Origin of the sequence: Phenylobacterium sp. (assembly GCF_035944335.1) — a bacterium.
GTDB lineage: Bacteria > Pseudomonadota > Alphaproteobacteria > Caulobacterales > Caulobacteraceae > Phenylobacterium.
In genome coordinates, this window is the sequence record NZ_DASZBG010000040.1 from 95,044 (window position 1) to 114,736 (window position 19,693).

Here is a 19,693-nt window from a genome sequence, read left to right on the forward strand (position 1 = left end):
CGGAAGCATGGACGCGGGCGCCGATTGGCGGTAGCGGGGCGCCAGCCCATGACCTCCTTCCTGAAATCCGACCGCTCGCGCGCCGTGGCCTTCTGGCTGTTCGCCGTCGCGGCCCTGGTCACCGCCATGGTGGTGGTGGGCGGGGCGACGCGGCTCACCGGCTCGGGCCTCTCGATCACCGAGTGGAAGCCGATCAAGGGCGTGATCCCGCCGCTGAACCTGGCCGAGTGGCAGGCGGAGTTCGCCCGTTACCGCCAGATCCCGCAGTACCAGCAGCTCAACCGCGGCATGAGCCTTGGCCAGTTTCAGTCGATCTACTGGTGGGAGTGGTCGCACCGGCTGCTCGGCCGCCTGCTGGGGGTCGCCTTCCTCGTGCCCTTCGTCTGGTTCGCGGTGCGTCGCGAGATCAACCGGCGCATGGCCTGGCGGCTCGCCATCCTGTTCGTGCTCGGCGGCCTGCAGGGCGCGGTCGGCTGGTGGATGGTGGCCAGCGGCCTCGAGGGCCGCCTCTACGTTGCGCCCGAGCGGCTGATGATCCACCTGGGCCTGGCCTTCGCCCTGCTCGGCGCGCTGGTCTGGACCGCCATGGACGCGTGGGCCGGCTGGGCGCGCCAGACCCTGCCGAGCCCCTGGGGCGGCCGCGCGCTCGGGCTGGTCGGCCTGATCTACGTCCAGGTCCTGCTGGGCGCGCTAGTCGCCGGCAACCACGCGGGGCTGGTCTATAACGACTGGCCGCTGATGGGCGGGCGGCTATTCCCAGCCGACTATGCCGCTCAGGGGCTCTGGGCGACGCTCGCGCACAGCCAGGGCGCGGTGCAGCTGCATCACCGGCTGATGGCCTATCTGGTGCTGATGGTGGCCCTGGCCTTCGCCTGGACGGCCTCGCGCGCCACCTATCTCGCCCGAGAGTCCAAGACGCTGGGTGGGGTGCTCGCCGCCGCGGTCGTCATTCAGGCGCTGCTGGGAATCGCCACCCTGATGACCGCCGTGCCCCCGGCGCTTGGCATGGTCCACCAGCTGATGGCGGCGATCGTCTTCAGCCTGGCCGTGGCCTTCGCCTGGCGGGTGCGCCGCATCTAGCCTTACGGAGATTTCACTCGATGGCCCGCGCCGATGTCCTATTCTGGACATTCGGGCAAAAGGGGCCATCGCATGCGCTGGATCGGATTCCTCGGCTACGAGGGCGTCAATTCGCTGGACCTCGCTGGTCCCAGCGAAGCCTTCGCCAACGCCGCGGCGGGTGGCGGCGACGATCCGGCCTACCGCGTCCTGTTCCTCAGCGTCGACGGCCAGCCGTTCAAGACCTGGTCCGGCCTGAAGCTGGAGGCCGAGTGCGCGCTTGCGCAGGCGCCGCCGCTCGACACCATCGTGATCCCCGGCGGCGTGGGCATCCGCGCGCCGCTGGTCCTGGAGGCCCTTGGCCCGTGGTTACGGGAGCGCGCGCCGCAGACCCGGCGCATGGTTTCTGTCTGCACCGGCCTCCTGGGCCTGGCGGCCAGCGGCCTCATGGACGGCCGGCGCGCCACCACCCACTGGCGCTACGCCCGCGAGGTCGCCCAGCGTCATCCGAAGATCCTGCTCGATCCCGACGCCATCTTCGTGCGCGACGGCAAGTTCGCCAGTTCCGCGGGCGTCACCGCCGGCATCGACCTGGCGCTTGAGCTGATCGCCGAGGATCTCGGCCCCACCGCGGCCCTCAAGGTCGCGCGCCAGCTGGTGGTCTATTTGAAGCGTTCGGGCGGCCAGCGGCAGTATTCCGAGCCGCTGCGCTTCCAGGCCCGCGCCGCCGGACGCTTCGACGACCTCGCCGCCTGGATCCCGGCCAACCTCGCCCAGGACCTCTCGATCGAGGCCCTGGCCGCCCGCGTCAACTGCAGTCCCCGCCACTTCGCCCGGCAGTTCAAGGAGACTTTCGCCGCCTCGCCGGGCGAATATGTGGAGGCCCTGCGGCTGGCCGAGGCGGCCGAGCGGCTGGTCACGACGGCGGTCGCCCTGGACGCGGTCGCAGCCTCCGTGGGCTACAGCAGCGCCGAGGTGTTCCGGCGCGCCTTCGAGCGGCGCTTCGGCGTCCGTCCCAGCCTCTACCGCCTGCGGTTCTCGGGCGCGCAAGGCGTGGCGGCCTGAGTCCGCAAACGTCGCAATCCGGTCATTGCGGCGCGGCGTGAGCCAGCCGAGAACGGACCGACAAGCTCGGGGAAATTGCCAATGACGATCTCTGCTCGCACCGCCCTGGTCGCCGCCTCCGGCGCACTCTCGGTGGGCCTGGCCTTCGCCGCCGCGTCCCGCGCCGAGGCGCCCGCCGCCGCGCCGCGCTACACCGCCGACGGCAAGATGGAGTTCCCCAAGGACTACCGGACCTGGGTCTACCTCTCCACCGGCATGGACATGTCCTATTCCGAGAACAGCGGTCAGGGTCCCGACCAGCACATCTTCGACAGCGTCTTCGTGAACCGCGCGGCCTACGACGCCTTCCAGAAGACCGGCCACTGGCCGGACAAGACGGTGATGGTGCTGGAGGTCCGCAAGGGCGCAACCAAGGGCTCGATCAACAAGCACGGCCAGTTCCAGACCGACAGGCTGGGCGCCGAGGTGCACGTCAAGGACGAGGCGCGCTTCAAGGCGACCGGCGGCTGGGCGTTCTTCGGCTTCGGCGACGAGCAGCCGGCCAAGATGACCAACCCGGGGGCGGGCTGCATCCGCTGCCACGAAGGCCACGCCGCGGTCGACACCACCTTCGTGCAGTTCTATCCGATGCTGCTGCCGATCGCGAAGGCGAAGAACACGCTGAGCGCCAACTACCTCAAGGACGAGGCGGAAGGCGCTGCGGTAAAATAGTACCGCTACTAAAAAGCTGCGACTTTTCCGCAGCTTAAGGGTTCATCGGCAATGTCGTGTTGACAGGGCCGCGCCGTCTCGGCATATGCGCCGCTCACGTCGGGACGGCACGCGTCCCGGAGAACCTTACGGACCCTATTCCCATGATGAAGACCACGGCTTCGCTGAAGCCCGCCGAGGTCGAGAAGAAGTGGATCGTGATCGACGCCAAGGACGCCGTGGTCGGCCGTCTGGCGTCGTTCATCGCGATGCGCCTTCGCGGCAAGCACCGGCCCGACTACACCCCGCACGTCGACTGCGGCGACTTCGTCGTCGTCACCAATGTCGACAAGGTGAAGCTCACCGGCCGCAAGCTGCAGAACAAGATCTACTACTGGCACACCGGCCACCCGGGCGGCGTGAAGCAGCGCACCGCCGGCCAGATTCTCGACGGCAAGTATCCCGAGCGCGTGCTCGAGAAGGCCGTCGAGCGCATGCTGCCGAAGGAAAGCCCGCTGGCCCGCAAGCAATTGACGCACCTGCGCGTCTACACCGGCGAGGCCCATCCTCACGAGGCGCAGAACCCGGAGACCATCGCGTTCGCCGATCTGAACGCCAAGAACGTGCGGAGCGCGTAGGACCGATGTCGGAATCCCCCACGACCACCGAAGCCTCCGGTTTCGACGCCCTGAAGGGCATGGGCACGCAGGAAGAAGCCATTGTCCGCGAGCCGAAGATCGACGCCCAGGGCCGTTCCTACGCCACCGGCAAGCGCAAGAACGCCATCGCCCGCGTCTGGATCAAGCCGGGCAAGGGCAAGATCACCATCAATGGCCGCGACCAGGAGGTCTACTTCGCCCGCCCCGTGCTGCGGATGATGATCGCCCAGCCGCTGAACCTGAGCGACCGCGCCGGCCAGTTCGACGTCATCGCCACCGTGGAGGGCTCCGGCCTCTCCGGCCAGGCAGGCGCCATCCGCCACGCCATCTCGAAGGCCCTGACCTATTACGAGCCCGGCCTGCGCGCGGTGCTGAAGCCGCACGGCCTCTTGACCCGCGACCCGCGGATCGTGGAGCGGAAGAAGTACGGCAAGGCCAAGGCCCGACGCAGCTTCCAGTTCTCGAAGCGCTAACCGCGCGCGAAAACTCGCGATCGGATTTAAGGGCGCTTCGGAAAACCGGAGCGCCCTTTTCCTTTTGGACCTGAGCTTCATGACCCACACCATCTTCATCGACGGCGAGGCCGGCACCACCGGCCTGCAGATCCGCCAGCGCCTTGCGGGCCGGCGGGACCTGACGCTCATCTCCATCGCGCCGGAGAAGCGCAAGGACGCGAACGCCCGCGCCGAGCTGCTGAACAGCGCCGACGCCGTGGTGCTCTGCCTGCCCGACGAGGCGGCGCGCGAAGCGGTCGACCTGATCACCGAGGCCAGCGTGCGCGTGGTCGATCCCTCCACGGCCCACCGGATCGCGCCGGGCTGGACGTTCGGCTTCCCCGAGCTCGCCAAGGGCCAGCGCGCGGCCATCGCCGCCTCGAAGCGGGTCAGCAATCCCGGCTGCTATTCCACGGGCTTCATCGCCCTGGTGCGCCCGCTGGTGGAGGCCGAGATCGTGCCCGCGGACGCGCCGGTGAGCTGCAACGCCATCTCCGGCTATACCGGCGGCGGCAAGGGCCTGATCGCCGAGATGGAGACCGCCGCCCCCGCCGGGACGTCGGACGCCTACCGGACCTACGGCCTGACACTCGCCCACAAGCATGTGCCGGAGATGCAGCTGCGCACGGGCCTCGCCCACCCGCCGCTGTTCGCCCCGTCTGTCGGCCGTTACGCCCAGGGGATGATCGTCGAGGTTCCGCTGCACCTCTGGGCGCTGCCGCGCCGTCCCGAGCCGGAAGACCTGCGCCGCGCGCTGGCGGCCTGGTACGCCGGCGAGCAGTTCGTCGAGGTCGCCTCGGAAGCCGAGTGCGCCGAGCTCGCCAAGGCCCGCGCCGGCGCGGCCGGCTATGTCGCGGGTCTCGACCCCGAGGCGCTGAACGGCACCAACCGCATGAAGCTGTTCGTGTTCGGCGCCGCCCAGTGCGGCCAGGCGCGGCTCGTGGCCTTGCTCGACAACCTGGGGAAGGGGGCCTCAGGCGCCTGCGTCCAGAACCTCAATCTGATGCTCGGCCTGGAGGAGGGCGCTGGGCTCTCCTGACCTAGCGACAACAGGCCTCAGGCGCGCCTGACCCCCGCTGCGGGCAGAATAGCGGCCTTGCCGGAGTATCCCGATGCGACCCCTTCAATACGCCCTGCTCATCCCCATCGCCGCCCTCGCCACCCACGCGGCCGCGCAGTCCGCGCCGGCGACGACCGAGGTCTTGCAATCGACGTTCGGCGTCTTCTCCGGCGACGCCCCGAACATGCAGTTCACGCCGACCACGAAGATTTCGCGCGCGGCGAAGCCCAACTACGGGTGGGTTATCCAGGTGAAGACCGACAAGCCGAGCGTCCACTGGCGCGAGGAGTTCACGCTGCCGGCGGCTGCGACCTGGGGCGTGGAGGGCGGCCCAACACGGGTGTCCAAGGACCGTCGCACCGCCGTCACCGAGCGCGACGTTGCGCCGAGCGAGGGCCTGATCCTGAACTCCTGGGCCGTGGCTGATGGCGACCCGGCCGGCCACTATGTGATCAAGGTGAGCGTCGACGGCGGGCCTGAGCAGCGCTTCGACTTCGACGTCGAATAGATGCCGCTGCGCCGCGCGACGCCAATGGACGCCGCGGCGCTCGCTGTCGTCCACCGCGCGGCGATGCGGATCTCGCTCCCGTTCCTCCCGGAGCTGCACACGCCGGCCGAGGATGTGAGGTTCTTCGCCGAGCGGTTCCTGCCCGCCAATGAGGTCTGGGTGGCGGAGGCTCAGGGCCAGATTGTCGGTTACGTCGGCTTCGATCCGGACTGGATCAACCATCTCTACGTCCATCCCGACCACCAGGGCGGCGGCCTCGGTCCCGAGCTCTTGGCCAAGTCCATGGCCGACGGGCTTCCCAAGCAGCTCTGGACCTTCCAGAAGAATGTCCGCGCCCGGCGTTTCTACGAACAGCGCGGCTTCAGGGCTGTGCGCTTCACGCAGGGCGAGGACAACGAAGAGCGGGAGCCCGATGTGCTCTACGCCTGGCCGGGCCGCGGCGCCTTGTAACCGCCGAGGTCTTGGCTACGTATTGGCGGCTATGAGCAAGCTCGATCGCCGCACCTTCCTGATGGCTGCCGCCGCAGTCAGCGCCACGCCCGCCCTGGCCCCGGCCGCGCCCGCGGACAAGTACGCCGCTTCGCCCTGGCGCAAGATTTCCGACGCGGAGTGGCAAAAGCGCCTGGCGCCCGAATCCTATGACGTCCTGCGCCACGAAGGCACGGAGCGGCCGTTCACCAGCCCGCTGCTGAATGAGCACCGCAAGGGAACCTTCGTCTGCCTCGGCTGCGGCCTGCCGCTGTTCAAGTCAGACTGGAAGTTCGAGAGCGGCACCGGCTGGCCGAGCTTCTACACCGCCATCCCCGGCGCGCTCGGCCAGAAGTCCGACCACCTGTTGGCGTTCCAGGAGCGCACCGAATACCACTGCGCCCAGTGCCTGGGCCACCAGGGCCACGTGTTCAACGACGGGCCGAGACCCACCGGCCTGCGCTACTGCAACGACGGTGTCGCCCTGAAGTTCGCACCGGCCTAGGGCCTACGCGCTCAGGTCTTCTCGCCGCTGCCGGTCGAAACGTCGGAGCCGTCCGACTGCTCCAGGTGCCCGGAGCCGCTGACATGGCTCTCCAGCTGTTTCGGCTTGGTGGTCAGGGTCACATCGCCCGAGCCCGAGAGCTCCACGCGGGCCCAGTGCTTCGGCGCAACCTTCACCTGGCCCGATCCGGACACCGTGACCGCGGCGTCGTCGGCGGCCAGCCGCGACAGATCGGCGTCGTTGGAGCCATTGACCGTCAAATCCAGGCGTCCGGTCGACCCTTCCGCCGTGACGTCGCCGCTGCCGAAGGCTCCGATCCGCAGGCGGTCCTGGTGGTAGTTGCGGATGTCGAGCTTGCTCGAACCGTAGATCTGAAAGGTGGTCACCTTGGGGGCGGTTAGCTCGATGGTGATGGCGCCGCCGTCATAGGCAGGGTCGTTGAGACCGCTGTGATGCTTGAGCTCGATCGGGCTCGCGGTGAGGTTCAGATCGTCCACGGCGTCCTTCGGACCGTGGACAATGAGCTTCGGCGGTCCGTCGGCTTGGGTGAAGGTGATCGCGGCGGGAACCATCACCAGCAGGGATTCACCGCCGGTCCAGGGGACCTCCCGCGTCGTCTGCGGCCCGTCGAAGCTGTGGGTGCGGCTCCAGCCGAAGCTGTGGTGGTGGGTGAACGGTCCCCAGCCCCAGGAGGCCTCGCTGATCAGGTCCGGCCCGGCCAGGCTGAAGGCCACCGCCAGGCTGACGGCGGAGAGGAAGAAGGCGGCGATGGTGATGATGGTGACGGTGCGGATCATGCGGGCTCTCCCGGAGCTTGCGGTTCGAGCGCCGGCTTCAGCAGCCGGTAGTGCAGGCGCCCGTACCAGACGATGGCGTTGACCAGTCCGATCCAGATGAGGGTCAGCAGCCCGCCGAGCGCGGTGGCCGCCGCCATCAGGCCGATGCCGCCCAGCATGCCGGCGGCCACGCCCCCGGGCAGCTCGCCGGACAGCCCCGTGGCGAACATCACCGCGCCGCCGACGAACAGGCCGCCGGCCCCCACGGCGCAGCCGATGATCGCGCCGATGATCCCCAGCAGGATCGGCAGCAGGAAGATGATGTCGATGGCGCCCAGTCCCAGCACGGCGAACACCGCGGCGCCCGAGGAGGAGGCGTTGCGCTCCTCCTGCCAGCGCCTCACGCCGGCTTCGGCGCGCAGCTCGCGGGCCAGGCGATTGGGATCGCCCAGGGCCTCGGCCACCTCGGCCTCGCTGCGGCCGGCCGCGACGCCTTCGGCGAAGTGCCGCTCGTAGTCGGCCATGATATCGGCCTGGGTCTGGGCGGGCAGGCCGCGCAGGCCCTCCCGCAGCCGGGCCAGGAAGGCCTGACGGGTCATTGCACCCCTCCAAGAATGGATTGCACGGCGGCGGAGAACGAGCCCCAGGCCGCCTTCTGGGAAATAAAACTCGCCCGGCCCGTGTCGGTCAGCCGGTAGTATTTGCGCGAGGGGCCAGAGGGGCTCTCCTCGAGATAGGTGTCGACGAGGCCCTCGGCCTGCAGCCGGCGCATAAGCGGATAGATGGTGCCTTCGCCCATGCCGATGTCCTCGGCCAGGCGGCCGGCGATCTCGTAGGCGTAGCTGTCGTGCTGGGAGAGCAGCGCCAGGACGCAAAGGTCCAGGACTCCCTTCTTCAGCTGGATTTCGATCGCCTCAGGCACAGCAGCGTCTCCTTGCGAGTGATTAGCTACCGCAAGGTAGTAGGTGATGCAAGGTAGCTGGCATTAAACCTTAGTAACGTCGCGGGTGACGTCGATCAGCGCGGGTGCACGGGCGTCAGGCGCCGGTTCCGGTCGCGCGCGGCATGGGTTAAGTCGTGGCCATGAACCTTAGGATCTGCATCGCCGCGGCCGCGGCCGCGCTCTGCCTAGGCGCGGTCGGCCCCGTCCTCGCCCAGGCGCCCGAGGACCCGCTTCCGGCCGGGCCCGGCAAGGACGTCGTCGTGCGCGTCTGCACGGCCTGTCACGACGCCGCGGAGTTCGCCTATGCGCGCCTCACCCCCCAGGAATGGGACAGCGAGATCGCCAAGATGCAGGGTGCGGGCGCCGAGATGACGGCGGACGAGCAGATCGCCATCTCCGCCTATCTGGCCAAGAACTTCCCGAGACCGCCGCCGCCGGCCGCGCCCAGCGACGCGAAGGGTCCGTCGAAGCCCCAGGGGCTCAGCTCTTGACCTTCACATAGGTCCCGGGCGCGTCGCCCAGCGGCTTCAGCTTGCCCTTGGCGGGGTCGCGGGCGGGGACCTTGCCGCCAGACTTGTCGGCCAGCCAGGCCATCCAGTGCGGCCACCAGGAGCCAGGGTGTTCCACCGCGCCCGCCTGCCACTCGGCGAGCGTCGGAGGCAGCTTATCGTTGGTCCAGTGCTGGTACTTCTTGGCGTCGGGGTGATTGATAACTCCGGCGATATGGCCCGAGCCGGCCATGGTGAAGGTCACCGGTCCGCCGAACAGCTGGGCGCCCTTGTAGACCGAGCGGGCCGGGGCGATGTGGTCCTCCTTCGAAGACTGCACATAGATCGGCGTCTTCACGTCCTTGAGGTTCAGACGAACGTTGTCGAGCGTCAGCTCGCCCTTGGCCAGTGCGTTCTCGCCGTAGAACTTGCGCAGGTAGAAGAGGTGCAGGGTCTTGGGCATCCGCGTCTGGTCGGAGTTCCAGAACAGCAGGTCGAAGGGCTTCGGCTCCTTGCCCAGCAGGTAGTTGTTCACGAAGAACGACCAGATCAGGTCGTTGGCCCGAAGCGCGTTGAAGGTGTCGGCCATGGTCTGGCCCGACAGCACCCCGCCGCCCTCGTCCATCTTCTTCTCGAGGTCGGCCAGCCAGTCCTCGCTGGTGAACAGCAGGAGGTCGCCTGCCTCGGAGAAGTCCTGCTGGGCCGCGAAGAAGGTCGCAGACGCGATCGGGTTCACCTTGCGCGCCGCCATATGGGCGAGCGTCGAGGAGAGCAGGGTGCCGCCGATGCAATAGCCGACGGTGTTCACGCGGGGGACCCCGCACTGGTCCATGGCCGCCGCGACGCCGGCGTAGATGCCCTCGCGCATGTAGTCCTCGAAGGTCTTCTCCGCGAGGCTGGCGTCGGGGTTCACCCAGGAGGCGAGGAACACCGTGACACCCTGGCTGGTCAGCCAGCGGATCATCGAATTCTCGGGGCGCAGGTCGAGGATGTAGAACTTGTTGATCCACGGCGGGAAGATCACGAGCGGGATCTCGAAGACCTCTTCCGTTGTCGGAGAAAACTGCAACAGCTCAATGATTTCGTTGCGGAACACGACCTTGCCTGGTGCGGTCGCCACGTTCTCGCCGATGGTGAACATCTGATAGTCGGTCTGGGCGATCGACAGCTGGCCGCCGCCGCGCTCCAGGTCGGCGTGGAAGTTCTGCATGCCCTTGACCAGGCTCTCGCCGCCGGTCGCCGCCAGCTCCTTCAGCGCCGCCGGATTGGAGGCCAGGAAATTGGTCGGCGCAAAGGCGTCGGTGAGCATCTTCATGAAGAACTCGACGCGGCGCTTGGCCATCGGGTCGACGCCCTCGACGCCTTCCACCAGGCCGTTCAGCCAGCCTGAGGTCAGCAGGTAGGACTGCTTGATCACGTCGAAGACCGGATTGTCGCTCCAGGCCGGGTCGGCGAAGCGCTTGTCGCCCCTGGCCGGCGTGGCCACCGGATCCGGCGTCTCGCCGGCCACCCGCCGCGCCGCCGATTGCCAGAGGTCCATGTAGCGCGTGAACAGGTCGGCCTGGGCGCGCAGCAGGCGGTCGGGCTCAGAGGCGATGCGGCTCATCACCTCGTTCAGGGCCGGGGCGACGTGGAAGGGGTCCGGCGTCAGGGCGGCGGGTCGCTCGGCGTTCTTCAGCGCCATCTCGGCGATCGCGCCCTGCGCCGTCATCGCCGCGCGGGCGAGGTTCATCGACAGGGTCTCGATCTGCGCGCGCTGGTCAGGCGTGATCGCGGCGGGCTCAGGCGCGACCTTGGGCTCCGCCGCCGCCTTGGCCGCCGTCGCGGGGCCCTTCTTGGCCGAGCCGGCGGGGCGCTTGCGGGGGGAGGCGGTCTTGATGGATGTCTGCTCGCTCATGCTGAAGCCTTTTCAAAGGCGCGACCGCGCGCGCCCTTCCAACGGTCCTGATCATCGCATAAGACCATGGCCGAAATGTATGGGTCCGCGCGCCTTTTTTCGATTCGACGTCCGCTACGCCGCGGCGTGAGCCTGTTGGCGGGCGCCTCTGCCGCCGCCCTGCTGGCCGGCTGCATCGGCAATCCGTTCGGCGACGCCCAGATCGATCCGTCCTCGCCGGTGGCGCCCGACGTGGCGCGTATCGCCAACGCCAACCATCCCTACCCGACCTTCGCCTCGATTCCCGCCAAGCCGAAGGACGTGCGGCCCGTGCGCCAATACGGCCGCGACGCCCAGGCCATCGAACAGGCCCGCGCCGACCTCGAGCGCAAGACCGCGCCCGAGACCTGGTCGCTCGGCGACACCGAGGCCTTCGCCGCCCAAGCCCAGCGCGACGCCGGCCGCGAGGCCGCGCCGCAGGCCAACGGGGACACCGCCGCCTTCGCCGACACCCAGCGCAAGCGAGCTACCCCGCCTCCGCCGCCCCCCAAGTAGGGGCCCGCGGAGGCCAGAATTTCCGAACCATGGCTTGGCTGGCTCCGGCCCGGAGTCTATCCATGCCCGACGTTTCAGCTCCCTCCAGCCGCAACGGGCATTTCGCGGCGCCAGAGCTTTTCAGATGACTCCCGAATTCCACCGCATCCGCCGCCTTCCGCCCTACGTCTTCGAGGAGGTGAACCGCATCAAGGCCCGCCTGCGGGCCGAAGGCGTCGACATCATCGACTTCGGCATGGGCAACCCCGACATGCCGACGCCGAAGCACATCGTCGACAAGCTGGTCGAGACCGCCCGCGATCCCAAGGCCGGGCGCTATTCGGCCTCCAAGGGCATCCTGGGCCTGCGCAAGGCCATGGCCGGCTACTACGACCGCCGCTTCGGCGTGAAGCTCGATCCCGAGCGCGAGGTGATCGCGACGCTGGGCTCTAAGGAGGGCTTCGCCAACCTGGCCCAGGCCCTGACCGCGCCGGGCGACGTCATCGTCTGCCCCAACCCCGCCTATCCGATCCACGCCTACGGCTTCATCATGGCCGGCGGGGTGATCCGCCACGTGCCCGCGCCCTCGCCGGAGGAATATCTGGCCGGCGTCAGCCGGGCGGTGAAGCACTCCGCCCCGCCGCCCAGCGTGCTGATCGTCAGCTATCCGTCCAATCCGACCGCCCAATGGGTCGACCTCGACTTCTACCGGGAGGTCGTGGCGCTGGCGAAGAAGCACGAGATGCTGGTGCTCTCCGACATCGCCTATTCGGAGATCTATTTCGACGACAATCCGCCGCCCTCGATCCTGCAGGTCGACGGCGCGCGCGACATCGCCGTCGAGGTCAATTCACTCTCCAAGACCTACGCCATGGCCGGCTGGCGGGTGGGCATGGTGGTCGGCAACGAGCGGATGTGCGCGGCGCTGGCGCGGGTGAAGTCCTACCTGGACTACGGCGCCTACACCCCGATCCAGGTGGCCGCCGCCGCCGCCCTCAACGGCCCGCAGGACTGCGTCGAGGAAATCCGCGGCATCTATAGGAAGCGGCGCGACACCCTGGTAAGCGCCATGCAGCGCGCCGGCTGGGACATCCCGGCCCCGCCGGCCTCCATGTTCGCCTGGGCGCCGTTGCCGCAGCCCTATAGGGAAGCGGGCTCCATGCTGTTTTCCAAGCTGCTGATCGAAGAGGCGGGCGTCGCCGTCGCCCCCGGCATCGCCTTCGGCGAATACGGCGAGGGCTATGTGCGCATCGGCCTGGTCGAGAACGAGCAGCGCATCCGCCAGGCCGCCCGCAATGTGAAGAAGTTCCTGGCCAACGCCGACACCATCCTGGGCCGCGCCCACAACACCCTGGCCGCGCAATGAGCCAGAAAACCTGGCGCATCGGCGTCGCGGGGCTCGGCACGGTCGGGGCGGGGCTGCTGAGCTTCCTCGCCGAACGGCCGGCTTTCGCGCCGGCCGGCGGCAAGGTGAGCGTGACGGGCGTTTCCGCACGCTCGCGCTCCAGACCGAGGCCCTTCGACATTTCCGGTCTCCCCTGGTTCGACGATCCGGTGGCGCTGGCGACCGCGCCAGACGTGGACCTCTTCGTCGAGCTGATCGGCGGCTCTGACGGGCCCGCCAAGGCCGCGGTCGAGGCGGCGCTGAAGGCCGGCAAGCCCGTGGTCACCGCCAACAAGGCCCTGATCGCCGAGCATGGCGCGGAGCTGGCCGCGCTGGCCGAGGCGACCGGCGCGCCCCTGCTCTTCGAGGCCGCCGTCATGGGCGGCACGCCGGCGGTGAAGATGCTGCGGGAGGCCATGGTCGGCGACGACATCAAGTCGGTGGCCGGCATCCTCAACGGAACCTGCAACTACATCCTGACCGAGATGGAGGCGACGGGCCGCTCTTTCGGCGAGGTGCTGGCCGAGGCCCAGCGGCTGGGTTACGCCGAGGCCGATCCGACCATGGACGTGGGCGGCTTCGACGCGGCCCACAAGATCTCGATCCTGGCCGCGCTGGCTTTCGGCTGCGCGCCCAACTTCGCCGCCGCCGAGATCGAGGGCATCGAACAGGTCGAGCTCCTCGACATCGCAATGGCCCGCGACCTCGGCTACCGCATCAAGCTCGTCGCCTCGGCAGACCGTTCGCCCGATGGCGTGCTGGTCCGGGTGCATCCCTCGCTCGCCCCGCTGGCCCATCCCCTAGCCCAGGCGGGCGGGGCGTTGAACGCCCTCTTCATCGAGGGCACGCGGATCGGCCGCATCTTCCTGCAGGGCCCAGGCGCGGGCGCGGGCCCCACGGCCGCCGCCGTCGCCGCCGACATCGCCGACGTCATGGCCGGCTCGACCCGGCCGGTGTTCCAGGCCCCGGCGAAGAGCCTCCAGCCGTTCACGCCCGTCGACCCCTCGAAGAGCGTCGGCCGCGCTTATCTGCGCTTCCTGGTGAAGGACGAGCCCGGGGTCATCGCCGCGGTCTCGGAGACCCTGGCGGAGGCCGGCGTCAGCATCGAGAGCTTCCTGCAAAAGCCGGTCGAGAACGCCGACGGCGTGCCGATCGTGCTCACCACCCATGCGGTGGCGGAATCGGTGCTGAAGGCGGCCATCGAACGGATCGCGGGCCTGCCGGCGGTCATCGACCGTCCAAGGTTGTTGCGCATCGCGCGCATCTGAGAAATCAAGGGCGCCCGCAGTCGGCGGCCGAGGAGTGAGAATGAGCGCTGAAGTCCTGGATCGCAGCCTGGTGCTGGACGCGGTCCGCGTCACCGAGATCGCCGCCATCGCCGCCTGGGAGCTGGCCGGGCGCGGCGACGAGAAGGCCGCCGACCAAGCCGCTGTCGACGCCATGCGCACCGCGCTCAACGACCTTGACCTCGACGGCGAGATCGTCATCGGCGAGGGCGAGCGCGACGAAGCCCCCATGCTCTACATCGGCGAGAAGGTGGGCCGGGGCGGCAAGCACAAGATCGACATCGCCCTCGACCCGCTGGAAGGCACCACGCTGACCGCCAAGGCCATGGCCAATGCGCTGGCGGTGATGGCCTGGGCGCCCAAGGGCACCATGCTCAACGCCCCCGACACCTACATGGACAAGATCGCGTGCGGGCCGGGCTATCCGGCCGGCGTCATCGACCTGGACAAGACGCCGGCGGAGAACGTCGCCTCGCTCGCCAGGGCCAAGGGCGTGCAGCCGTCCGCCATCACCGTCTGCGTGCTCGACCGGCCCCGCCATGCCGAGATCATCGCCAGCCTGCGCTCGGTGGGCGCCAAGGTCTATCTGATCACCGACGGCGATGTGGCCGGCGTCATGAACACCGCCGATCCGGCCACCGGGGTCGACCTCTACGTCGGCCAGGGCGGGGCGCCGGAAGGCGTGCTCGCCTGCGCTGCGCTCAAGTGCGTCGGCGGCCAGTTCCAGGGCCGGCTGGTGTTCCGCAACGCCGACGAGCGGGCCCGCGCCGCCCGCGTCGGGATCACCGACCTCGACAAGAAGTACGACCTGCACGAGATGGTCCGCGCCGACGCGATCTTCGCGGCCACCGGCGTCACCGACGGCGCCTTGCTGGACGGGGTGACCTTCAAGGACGGCTTCGTTCACACACACACCCTGGTCATGAACTCCGCCACCCAGACGGTGCGCGAAGTGCGCATGAAGCGGCCGGCCTGACCTTCCTCTCCCGCTGCGCGGGAGAGGGGTGCCGCTCGCCGCAGAGCGAGCGGTGGCGAGGGCAAGCCAAGCGCACTGCCTGTGGCTTGCCCTTCCCACCATCGGCTCTTCGCTTCGCTCGGCCGACGATTCCCCCTTCCGGCGAACGGGAAGGGCAAGGCTGCGTCCGCTCCTGACGCAACAGGCAGCTAGCGACTCGTATCCGCCAGGCCGATAGTGGCCGCGGACAGGGAGCGACGGGTGGCCGACGGGAACGCACAGCTGGGCTACCTCGGCGTCACGCGCTCGCTCTCGGGGCGGCTGTGGCGCGAGCGGGCGGCCGATCCGGATGTGGTGCGCCGCCACCAGCTGGCGCTGGGCCTTTCCGAGCCCCTGGCCCGGGCGCTCGCCTCGCGCGGCATCGCCGACGGCGGCGGCGAGACCTATCTCAATCCGACCCTGAAGGCGCTGTTCCCGGACCCGTCTTCGTTCACCGACATGGACCGCGCCGCCCAGGTCCTGGTGGACGCCCTGGAGCGTCGCCGCCCGGTGGTGGTGTTCGCCGACTACGACGTGGACGGCGCCTCTTCCGCCGCCCAGCTGGTCCGCTGGTTTCGGGCGCTGGGCCACGAACTGGCGATCTATGTCCCCGACCGCATCGTCGAGGGCTATGGCCCGTCGCCCGCCGCCTTCCGCCGGCTCAAGGATGAGGGCGCGGAGCTGGTCATCACCGTCGACTGCGGAGCCGCCGCTCATGATGCGCTGGCCTGCGCCGCCGAGATCGGCCTCGAGGTCGTGGTCATCGACCACCACCTCATGCGCGGCGAGGAGATCCCCGCGGTCGCCGCCCTGGTGAACCCGAACCGGCCCGATTGCGTCTCGGGGCAGGGACACCTGGCCGCGGCGGGCGTGACCTTCGTCCTGCTGGCCGCCCTCAACCGCGAGGCCCGCCGGCGCGGCCTGTTCGGCGACCGCCCGGAGCCGGACCTCAAGGCCCTGCTCGACCTCGCCGCCATGGGCGCGATCTGCGACGTCACCCAGCTCACCGGCTTCAACCGCGCCCTGACGGCCCAGGGGCTGAAGGTGATGTCCGCCTGGGGCAATCCGGGCCTCAAGGCGCTGATGGACGTGGCCAAGGGGCAGGGGCCGGCCTCGGCCTTCCATGTGGGCTTCATCCTGGGCCCGCGCATCAACGCCGGCGGTCGGATCGGCCGCTCGGACCTCGGCGCCCGGCTGCTCTCCACCGACGATCCGGAGGAGGCGAGGGCGCTGGCTGAAGAGCTGGACGGGCTCAACGCCTCGCGCAAGGAGGTCGAGGCGGCTGTGCTGGAGGCCGCCGTCCGCGTCATCGAGCGGGAAAGCAACCAAGCCGACGCGCCCTGCCTGCTGGTGGCGCAGGATGGCTGGCACCCCGGCGTCATCGGCATCGTGGCCGGCCGCCTGCGCGAGCGCTATCGCAAGCCCGTGGTGGTGGTCGGCGTCGACCGCGCCGCCAATGTCGGCAAGGGCTCCGGCCGCTCCCAGCCGGGCGTCAATCTCGGCCGCGCCGTGCAGGCAGCGTTCGAGGAAGGCCTGCTCCTGGCCGGCGGCGGCCACGCGATGGCCGCGGGCCTCTCGGTCAGGCCCGATACGATCCCGGAGTTGCGCGAATTCCTCTGCGCGCGCCTCAAGGACGAGCAGGATGTCGCCGCCGCCGAGGATGGGCTGGAGATCGACGCCCTGGTGACCGCGCGGGCCTGCGACCGGGCGCTGTGGAGCGACTTCCAGCGGATGGCCCCTTTCGGCCCCGGCAACCCCGAGCCGCTGTTCGCCGCCGCCGACGTGCGCATCGAGCGGCCAATGGCCATGAAGGGCGGCCACGTGCGCTGCACGCTCACCGACGGCTCCGGCGGCAAGCTCAAGGCGGTCGCCTGGCGGGTCGGCGAGACCGAGGCGGGCAAGCGGCTCATGCAGGAGGGCGGCGGCGTGCACGTCGCCGGGCGGCTGAAGCCGGACGACTGGCAGGGCCGGCAAGGGGTCGAACTGGAGATCGAAGACGTCGCCGATCCGCGGCGGGTCTGAAGCTCGGCCGGGAGGGCCGGAGGCGGCCTTGCGGACCTTCGGGAAGGCGGATATAGAGCCGCCCTTCGCGACGCCGCGGTCCCTTCGTCTATCGGTTAGGACGTCAGGTTTTCAACCTGAAAAGAGGGGTTCGACTCCCCTAGGGACTGCCACGCGAGCTTCCTCCGCAGCGGTCGTAGAGGCGCGCTGGCCTTCCGCGCGCTTGATTTCAGCCGCTAATTTCTCATTGACGCACCTGCCCACACGAGAACAGTGTTATACTTGGCCTTAGTGGGGCCGAGGGGCAGATGGCGGGTTTTGAATTCGACCAGGTGGAGGCGCAGGCGATCGCCCTGCGGATCACCGGGCGCGTCAAGTGGTTCGACGCGGGCAAGGGCTATGGCTTCGTCGTGCCCGACGATCCAGGCCAGACCGATCTCAAGGATGTCCTTCTGCACGTCACCTCGCTGCGCAGCTGCGGCCGCGAGAACGCGCTCGAAGGCTCGATGATCACGTGCGACGTGGTCCGCCGCCCGAAGGGCTGGCAGGTCGCCGAAGTGGTCGACCTCGACGAGAGCGTCGCCACACCGGTCGCCGAGCGTCGCCCGCGCGAGCCGCGCGAAGGCGCACCCATAGGCGCCCCGCGCCCCGCGCGGCGTCCGCTGCAGGCCACCGGCCCGGCCGAGAAGGCCAAGGTGAAATGGTTCAACCGGACCAAGGGCTACGGCTTTGTGGTGCGCGACACCGAGCCGGGCGACATCTTCATCCACATCGAGACGCTGCGCCGCGCCGGCCTCGAGGACCTGCAGCCGGGCGAAGACGTCCTGGTGCGCTTCGCCGAGGGCCCGAAGGGTCTTGTTGTGGCCGAGATCGAGGCGTCTGATCTCGGCTGAGATTCGAGCCTCCCCCGGAGTTCCGCTTGCCGCTATCCCTGACGTTTGAACGGCGCAGCCTGATCGGGCTCGCCGCCGCCCTGGCGCTGGGCGCCTGCGCGGCCCCGCCCGCCGCCCGCGCCGAGATCGGCCGCCAGGATCCGGACCATTGCCAGGGCCAGGCGGTTCTCAAGCCCCTGCAGCCGCTCGCCATCCAGACCGCCCGCGGTCCGGCCAGGTTCATGGTCGAGATGGCCGACACCGATCTGAAGCGCGAGTATGGCCTGATGTGCCGCAAGGCGTTGGCGCCTGATCGGGGCATGCTGTTCGATTTCGGCGCGGCCACCGAAAACGTGGCCTTTTGGATGCGCAACACCCTGATCGGGCTGGATATCATCTACATCCGGCCGGACGGGACCATCCTTTCGATCGCGCGTCAGGCGCCGCCGCTGGACGAGAACCCGATCCCGGCCGGCGGCGTGATCCGCGCGGTGCTGGAGCTCCCCGGCGGCCGCGCCGCCCAGCTCGGCATCCAGCCGGGCGACCGCGTGGACCACCGGATCTTCGCGCGGTGAGCCGCGACGGCGAGGCGATCCCGCCGCCGCCCAAGGGTTATGCGCCGGCCGACAAGCGCGGCGCCTTCTCCAACCACAACGGCCCCTATTTCCAGAAGGCGGGCGAGGGCGCGCTCGTCGAGCAGGCTTTCTTCGCCCTGCCGCGCCACTGCAATGGCGTGGGCCTGGTGCACGGCGGCATGCTCTCGGCCTTCATGGACGGCGTGCTGGCCGGCGCGGTCTGGCGCGGCGCGCAGCGGCGCGCGGTGACCATCCACCTCTCCATCGACTTCCTGCACATGGCCCGGGCCGGCGAATGGGTGTTCGGGGAGGCCAGGTTGACCCGGGCCGCGCGCGACGTCGCGTTCGCCGAGGGCCGGGCCTATGTCGGCGGAACCGACGTGATCCGCGCCTCCGGGATCTTCAAATTGATGCGCGGGGAAAGCTGAAGTTCAGCCCAGCGCCGCCTTGGCGACCCAGCTGGCGATCAGCACCATGGCCGCGGCAATGAGGCCCAGGCGGATCTTCTCGCCATGGTCGTCCCAGAAGCGGGCGCGGGCGCGCCTCTTCCGCTGCGAGGATCGCAGGCGACGTTCGGACATGCGATTTCGCCCCACCGGTTTGAGCTTTGTGACAATGCCCCTACGTCAGACGGCTGTCCATGTCTGTGCGCGTGGCCCTCAATCTGGGGGATCGTCTAAGTTTGCGTGCCGGCGAAAACGCTTATATCGCAGGGCCTCCGGCCAGGATCGGGGCGTAGCGCAGCCTGGTAGCGCATCTGCTTTGGGAGCAGAGGGTCGCAGGTTCAAATCCTGCCGCCCCGACCAGCCGGTGGGAGACGAGGTTCATCATGCTCGCGCGCATCTTCTGTCCGTCCAAGACCGCCATGCAGTCCGGCAAGGCCATGGGCCCGGCCTGGGTGCTGGAGTTCGAGCCGCGCGACGCCCGAAGATCCGATCCGCTGATGGGCTGGACGGTCACCGCCGACACGGCCTCAAGCCAGGTGCGGCTGGAGTTCGACACCAAGGAGGAGGCGGTGCGCTACGCCGACCAGCACGGCATCGCCTTCCAGCTGATCGATCCAAAGCCCGTCCGGCGCATCATCAAGGCCTATGCGGACAATTTCGCCTTCAACCGCAAGACGCCGTGGACCCATTGATTTATTGGTCGCGCAGCCGGACGCAAAAGCCGTCTCCACTTTTGCTGGCTGTCGCTCCAGAGCGCCCGTAGCTCAACTGGATAGAGCACCTGCCTTCTAAGCCGGTGGTTGCAGGTTCGAGTCCTGCCGGGCGCGCCAAATTTTTTCTCTCCCAAACAGCCCCCAGCGCCCCTAGCCCGAGGCTCAAAGTCCGACGGGCCTCATCTTTCGGCCGGTTGTTCTTGTTTTGTGCTTGATCGGTTAGCCGGGTCATGAGATAATGTTAGAGCGTCGATCACTGCGCCGCGCCACCCGCTGCTGAGCGGATAAGGCGCCGCA

24 protein-coding genes and 3 tRNA genes are annotated in these 19,693 nt (G+C 69.1%); 22 read left to right on the plus strand and 5 right to left on the minus strand.

Features of this window, described 5'->3' with window-relative positions; all coding sequences use genetic code 11:
- Positions 1–48 precede the first annotated feature (48 nt).
- From VGT80_RS07490 to msrB, 9 genes are all read left to right on the plus strand, one after another.
- Positions 49–1,080, plus strand: a complete 1,032-nt coding sequence (locus VGT80_RS07490; RefSeq protein ID WP_327454385.1) for a COX15/CtaA family protein — start codon at positions 49–51, stop codon at positions 1,078–1,080.
- Positions 1,081–1,152: 72 nt separating this feature from the next.
- Positions 1,153–2,124: a GlxA family transcriptional regulator gene (locus tag VGT80_RS07495; RefSeq protein ID WP_327454387.1), complete on the plus strand. Its 972-nt coding sequence runs from the start codon at positions 1,153–1,155 to the stop codon at positions 2,122–2,124.
- An 81-nt stretch (positions 2,125–2,205) separates the two neighbouring features.
- Positions 2,206–2,835 carry a cytochrome P460 family protein gene (locus VGT80_RS07500; RefSeq protein ID WP_327454389.1) on the plus strand — a complete coding sequence of 210 codons (630 nt, stop codon included), beginning with the start codon at positions 2,206–2,208 and terminating at the stop codon, positions 2,833–2,835.
- 143 nt (positions 2,836–2,978) lie between these two features.
- Positions 2,979–3,452: a 50S ribosomal protein L13 gene (rplM, locus tag VGT80_RS07505; protein ID WP_327454391.1), complete on the plus strand. Its 474-nt coding sequence runs from the start codon at positions 2,979–2,981 to the stop codon at positions 3,450–3,452.
- A 5-nt stretch (positions 3,453–3,457) separates the two neighbouring features.
- A complete protein-coding gene (gene rpsI, locus VGT80_RS07510) occupies positions 3,458–3,946 on the plus strand; it encodes a 30S ribosomal protein S9 (RefSeq protein ID WP_327454393.1) in 489 nt (162 codons plus the stop codon).
- 79 nt (positions 3,947–4,025) lie between these two features.
- The gene (gene argC, locus VGT80_RS07515; RefSeq protein ID WP_327454395.1) at positions 4,026–5,006 is read left to right on the plus strand and encodes an N-acetyl-gamma-glutamyl-phosphate reductase; all 981 of its coding nucleotides are present in this window, start codon (positions 4,026–4,028) and stop codon (positions 5,004–5,006) included.
- A 73-nt stretch (positions 5,007–5,079) separates the two neighbouring features.
- The gene (locus tag VGT80_RS07520; RefSeq protein ID WP_327454397.1) at positions 5,080–5,535 is read left to right on the plus strand and encodes a hypothetical protein; all 456 of its coding nucleotides are present in this window, start codon (positions 5,080–5,082) and stop codon (positions 5,533–5,535) included.
- Positions 5,536–5,985: a GNAT family N-acetyltransferase gene (locus VGT80_RS07525; RefSeq protein WP_327454399.1), complete on the plus strand. Its 450-nt coding sequence runs from the start codon at positions 5,536–5,538 to the stop codon at positions 5,983–5,985. It begins immediately after the preceding gene.
- A 31-nt stretch (positions 5,986–6,016) separates the two neighbouring features.
- Complete coding sequence (gene msrB, locus VGT80_RS07530) at positions 6,017–6,508, plus strand: peptide-methionine (R)-S-oxide reductase MsrB (RefSeq protein WP_327454401.1); 492 nt, start codon at positions 6,017–6,019, stop codon at positions 6,506–6,508.
- Positions 6,509–6,519: 11 nt separating this feature from the next.
- On the opposite strand, the gene VGT80_RS07535 is transcribed toward msrB, so the two are convergent.
- Genes VGT80_RS07535 through VGT80_RS07545 form a run of 3 tightly spaced genes read right to left on the minus strand, consistent with a single transcriptional unit; the run spans position 6,520 to position 8,206 of the window.
- Entirely contained in the window at positions 6,520–7,305 is a 786-nt protein-coding gene (locus VGT80_RS07535) for a GIN domain-containing protein (protein WP_327454403.1), read from the minus strand.
- On the minus strand, positions 7,302–7,883 hold the full coding sequence (locus VGT80_RS07540; RefSeq protein WP_327454405.1) for a DUF1700 domain-containing protein: 582 nt from the start codon (positions 7,881–7,883) through the stop codon (positions 7,302–7,304). The genes VGT80_RS07535 and VGT80_RS07540 overlap by 4 nt, the downstream gene beginning before the upstream one ends.
- Entirely contained in the window at positions 7,880–8,206 is a 327-nt protein-coding gene (locus VGT80_RS07545; RefSeq protein WP_327454407.1) for a PadR family transcriptional regulator, read from the minus strand. Before VGT80_RS07545 ends, VGT80_RS07540 begins: the two co-directional genes overlap by 4 nt.
- Before the next feature lie 161 nt (positions 8,207–8,367).
- On the opposite strand from VGT80_RS07545, the gene VGT80_RS07550 reads away from it, so the two are divergent.
- On the plus strand, positions 8,368–8,718 hold the full coding sequence (locus VGT80_RS07550) for a hypothetical protein (RefSeq protein ID WP_327454409.1): 351 nt from the start codon (positions 8,368–8,370) through the stop codon (positions 8,716–8,718).
- Here VGT80_RS07550 and phaC read toward each other — a convergent pair.
- Positions 8,708–10,612 carry a class I poly(R)-hydroxyalkanoic acid synthase gene (gene phaC, locus VGT80_RS07555; protein WP_414693898.1) on the minus strand — a complete coding sequence of 635 codons (1,905 nt, stop codon included), beginning with the start codon at positions 10,610–10,612 and terminating at the stop codon, positions 8,708–8,710. The genes VGT80_RS07550 and phaC overlap by 11 nt on opposite strands.
- A gap of 126 nt (positions 10,613–10,738) precedes the next feature.
- Between phaC and VGT80_RS07560 the strand changes: the two genes are divergently transcribed.
- From VGT80_RS07560 to VGT80_RS07600, 9 genes are all read left to right on the plus strand, one after another.
- Positions 10,739–11,146 (plus strand): hypothetical protein, encoded by a 408-nt coding sequence (locus VGT80_RS07560; protein ID WP_327454411.1) that lies wholly within the window; start codon positions 10,739–10,741, stop codon positions 11,144–11,146.
- Positions 11,147–11,270: 124 nt separating this feature from the next.
- On the plus strand, positions 11,271–12,491 hold the full coding sequence (locus VGT80_RS07565) for an LL-diaminopimelate aminotransferase (RefSeq protein WP_327454415.1): 1,221 nt from the start codon (positions 11,271–11,273) through the stop codon (positions 12,489–12,491).
- Positions 12,488–13,777, plus strand: a complete 1,290-nt coding sequence (locus VGT80_RS07570) for a homoserine dehydrogenase (protein ID WP_327454417.1) — start codon at positions 12,488–12,490, stop codon at positions 13,775–13,777. The genes VGT80_RS07565 and VGT80_RS07570 overlap by 4 nt, the downstream gene beginning before the upstream one ends.
- 40 nt (positions 13,778–13,817) lie before the next feature.
- Entirely contained in the window at positions 13,818–14,771 is a 954-nt protein-coding gene (gene glpX / locus VGT80_RS07575) for a class II fructose-bisphosphatase (RefSeq protein ID WP_327454419.1), read from the plus strand.
- A 240-nt stretch (positions 14,772–15,011) separates the two neighbouring features.
- Entirely contained in the window at positions 15,012–16,811 is a 1,800-nt protein-coding gene (gene recJ, locus VGT80_RS07580; RefSeq protein ID WP_327454421.1) for a single-stranded-DNA-specific exonuclease RecJ, read from the plus strand.
- 77 nt (positions 16,812–16,888) lie between these two features.
- A tRNA-Glu gene (locus tag VGT80_RS07585) sits at positions 16,889–16,963 on the plus strand.
- Between the two features lie 135 nt (positions 16,964–17,098).
- Entirely contained in the window at positions 17,099–17,683 is a 585-nt protein-coding gene (locus tag VGT80_RS07590; protein WP_327454423.1) for a cold shock domain-containing protein, read from the plus strand.
- Between the two features lie 26 nt (positions 17,684–17,709).
- Positions 17,710–18,237: a DUF192 domain-containing protein gene (locus VGT80_RS07595; protein WP_327454424.1), complete on the plus strand. Its 528-nt coding sequence runs from the start codon at positions 17,710–17,712 to the stop codon at positions 18,235–18,237.
- Complete coding sequence (locus tag VGT80_RS07600; protein WP_327454426.1) at positions 18,234–18,665, plus strand: PaaI family thioesterase; 432 nt, start codon at positions 18,234–18,236, stop codon at positions 18,663–18,665. Before VGT80_RS07595 ends, VGT80_RS07600 begins: the two co-directional genes overlap by 4 nt.
- Before the next feature lie 3 nt (positions 18,666–18,668).
- Here the strand turns inward: VGT80_RS07600 and VGT80_RS07605 are convergent, their stop codons facing one another.
- Entirely contained in the window at positions 18,669–18,818 is a 150-nt protein-coding gene (locus VGT80_RS07605; protein ID WP_327454428.1) for a hypothetical protein, read from the minus strand.
- A gap of 148 nt (positions 18,819–18,966) precedes the next feature.
- Here VGT80_RS07605 and VGT80_RS07610 point away from each other — a divergent pair.
- From VGT80_RS07610 to VGT80_RS07620, 3 genes are all read left to right on the plus strand, one after another.
- A tRNA-Pro gene (locus tag VGT80_RS07610) sits at positions 18,967–19,043 on the plus strand.
- Positions 19,044–19,066: 23 nt separating this feature from the next.
- On the plus strand, positions 19,067–19,375 hold the full coding sequence (locus VGT80_RS07615; protein ID WP_327454430.1) for an ETC complex I subunit: 309 nt from the start codon (positions 19,067–19,069) through the stop codon (positions 19,373–19,375).
- A 61-nt stretch (positions 19,376–19,436) separates the two neighbouring features.
- Positions 19,437–19,513: transfer RNA gene (locus VGT80_RS07620), tRNA-Arg, on the plus strand.
- Positions 19,514–19,693: the final 180 nt, after the last annotated feature.

Bases quoted from the DNA above. Each gene is read 5' to 3' on its own strand.
- VGT80_RS07490 (WP_327454385.1), top strand. From the start codon at position 49: ATGACCTCCTTCCTGAAATCCGACCGCTCGCGCGCCGTGGCCTTCTGG.
- VGT80_RS07495 (WP_327454387.1), top strand. From the start codon at position 1,153: ATGCGCTGGATCGGATTCCTCGGCTACGAGGGCGTCAATTCGCTGGAC.
- VGT80_RS07500 (WP_327454389.1), top strand. From the start codon at position 2,206: ATGACGATCTCTGCTCGCACCGCCCTGGTCGCCGCCTCCGGCGCACTC.
- rplM (WP_327454391.1), top strand. From the start codon at position 2,979: ATGATGAAGACCACGGCTTCGCTGAAGCCCGCCGAGGTCGAGAAGAAG.
- rpsI (WP_327454393.1), top strand. From the start codon at position 3,458: ATGTCGGAATCCCCCACGACCACCGAAGCCTCCGGTTTCGACGCCCTG.
- argC (WP_327454395.1), top strand. From the start codon at position 4,026: ATGACCCACACCATCTTCATCGACGGCGAGGCCGGCACCACCGGCCTG.
- VGT80_RS07520 (WP_327454397.1), top strand. From the start codon at position 5,080: ATGCGACCCCTTCAATACGCCCTGCTCATCCCCATCGCCGCCCTCGCC.
- VGT80_RS07525 (WP_327454399.1), top strand. From the start codon at position 5,536: ATGCCGCTGCGCCGCGCGACGCCAATGGACGCCGCGGCGCTCGCTGTC.
- msrB (WP_327454401.1), top strand. From the start codon at position 6,017: ATGAGCAAGCTCGATCGCCGCACCTTCCTGATGGCTGCCGCCGCAGTC.
- VGT80_RS07535 (WP_327454403.1), bottom strand. From the start codon at position 7,305: ATGATCCGCACCGTCACCATCATCACCATCGCCGCCTTCTTCCTCTCC.
- VGT80_RS07540 (WP_327454405.1), bottom strand. From the start codon at position 7,883: ATGACCCGTCAGGCCTTCCTGGCCCGGCTGCGGGAGGGCCTGCGCGGC.
- VGT80_RS07550 (WP_327454409.1), top strand. From the start codon at position 8,368: ATGAACCTTAGGATCTGCATCGCCGCGGCCGCGGCCGCGCTCTGCCTA.
- phaC (WP_414693898.1), bottom strand. From the start codon at position 10,612: ATGAGCGAGCAGACATCCATCAAGACCGCCTCCCCCCGCAAGCGCCCC.
- VGT80_RS07565 (WP_327454415.1), top strand. From the start codon at position 11,271: ATGACTCCCGAATTCCACCGCATCCGCCGCCTTCCGCCCTACGTCTTC.
- VGT80_RS07570 (WP_327454417.1), top strand. From the start codon at position 12,488: ATGAGCCAGAAAACCTGGCGCATCGGCGTCGCGGGGCTCGGCACGGTC.
- glpX (WP_327454419.1), top strand. From the start codon at position 13,818: ATGAGCGCTGAAGTCCTGGATCGCAGCCTGGTGCTGGACGCGGTCCGC.
- VGT80_RS07590 (WP_327454423.1), top strand. From the start codon at position 17,099: ATGGCGGGTTTTGAATTCGACCAGGTGGAGGCGCAGGCGATCGCCCTG.
- VGT80_RS07605 (WP_327454428.1), bottom strand. From the start codon at position 18,818: ATGTCCGAACGTCGCCTGCGATCCTCGCAGCGGAAGAGGCGCGCCCGC.
- VGT80_RS07615 (WP_327454430.1), top strand. From the start codon at position 19,067: ATGCTCGCGCGCATCTTCTGTCCGTCCAAGACCGCCATGCAGTCCGGC.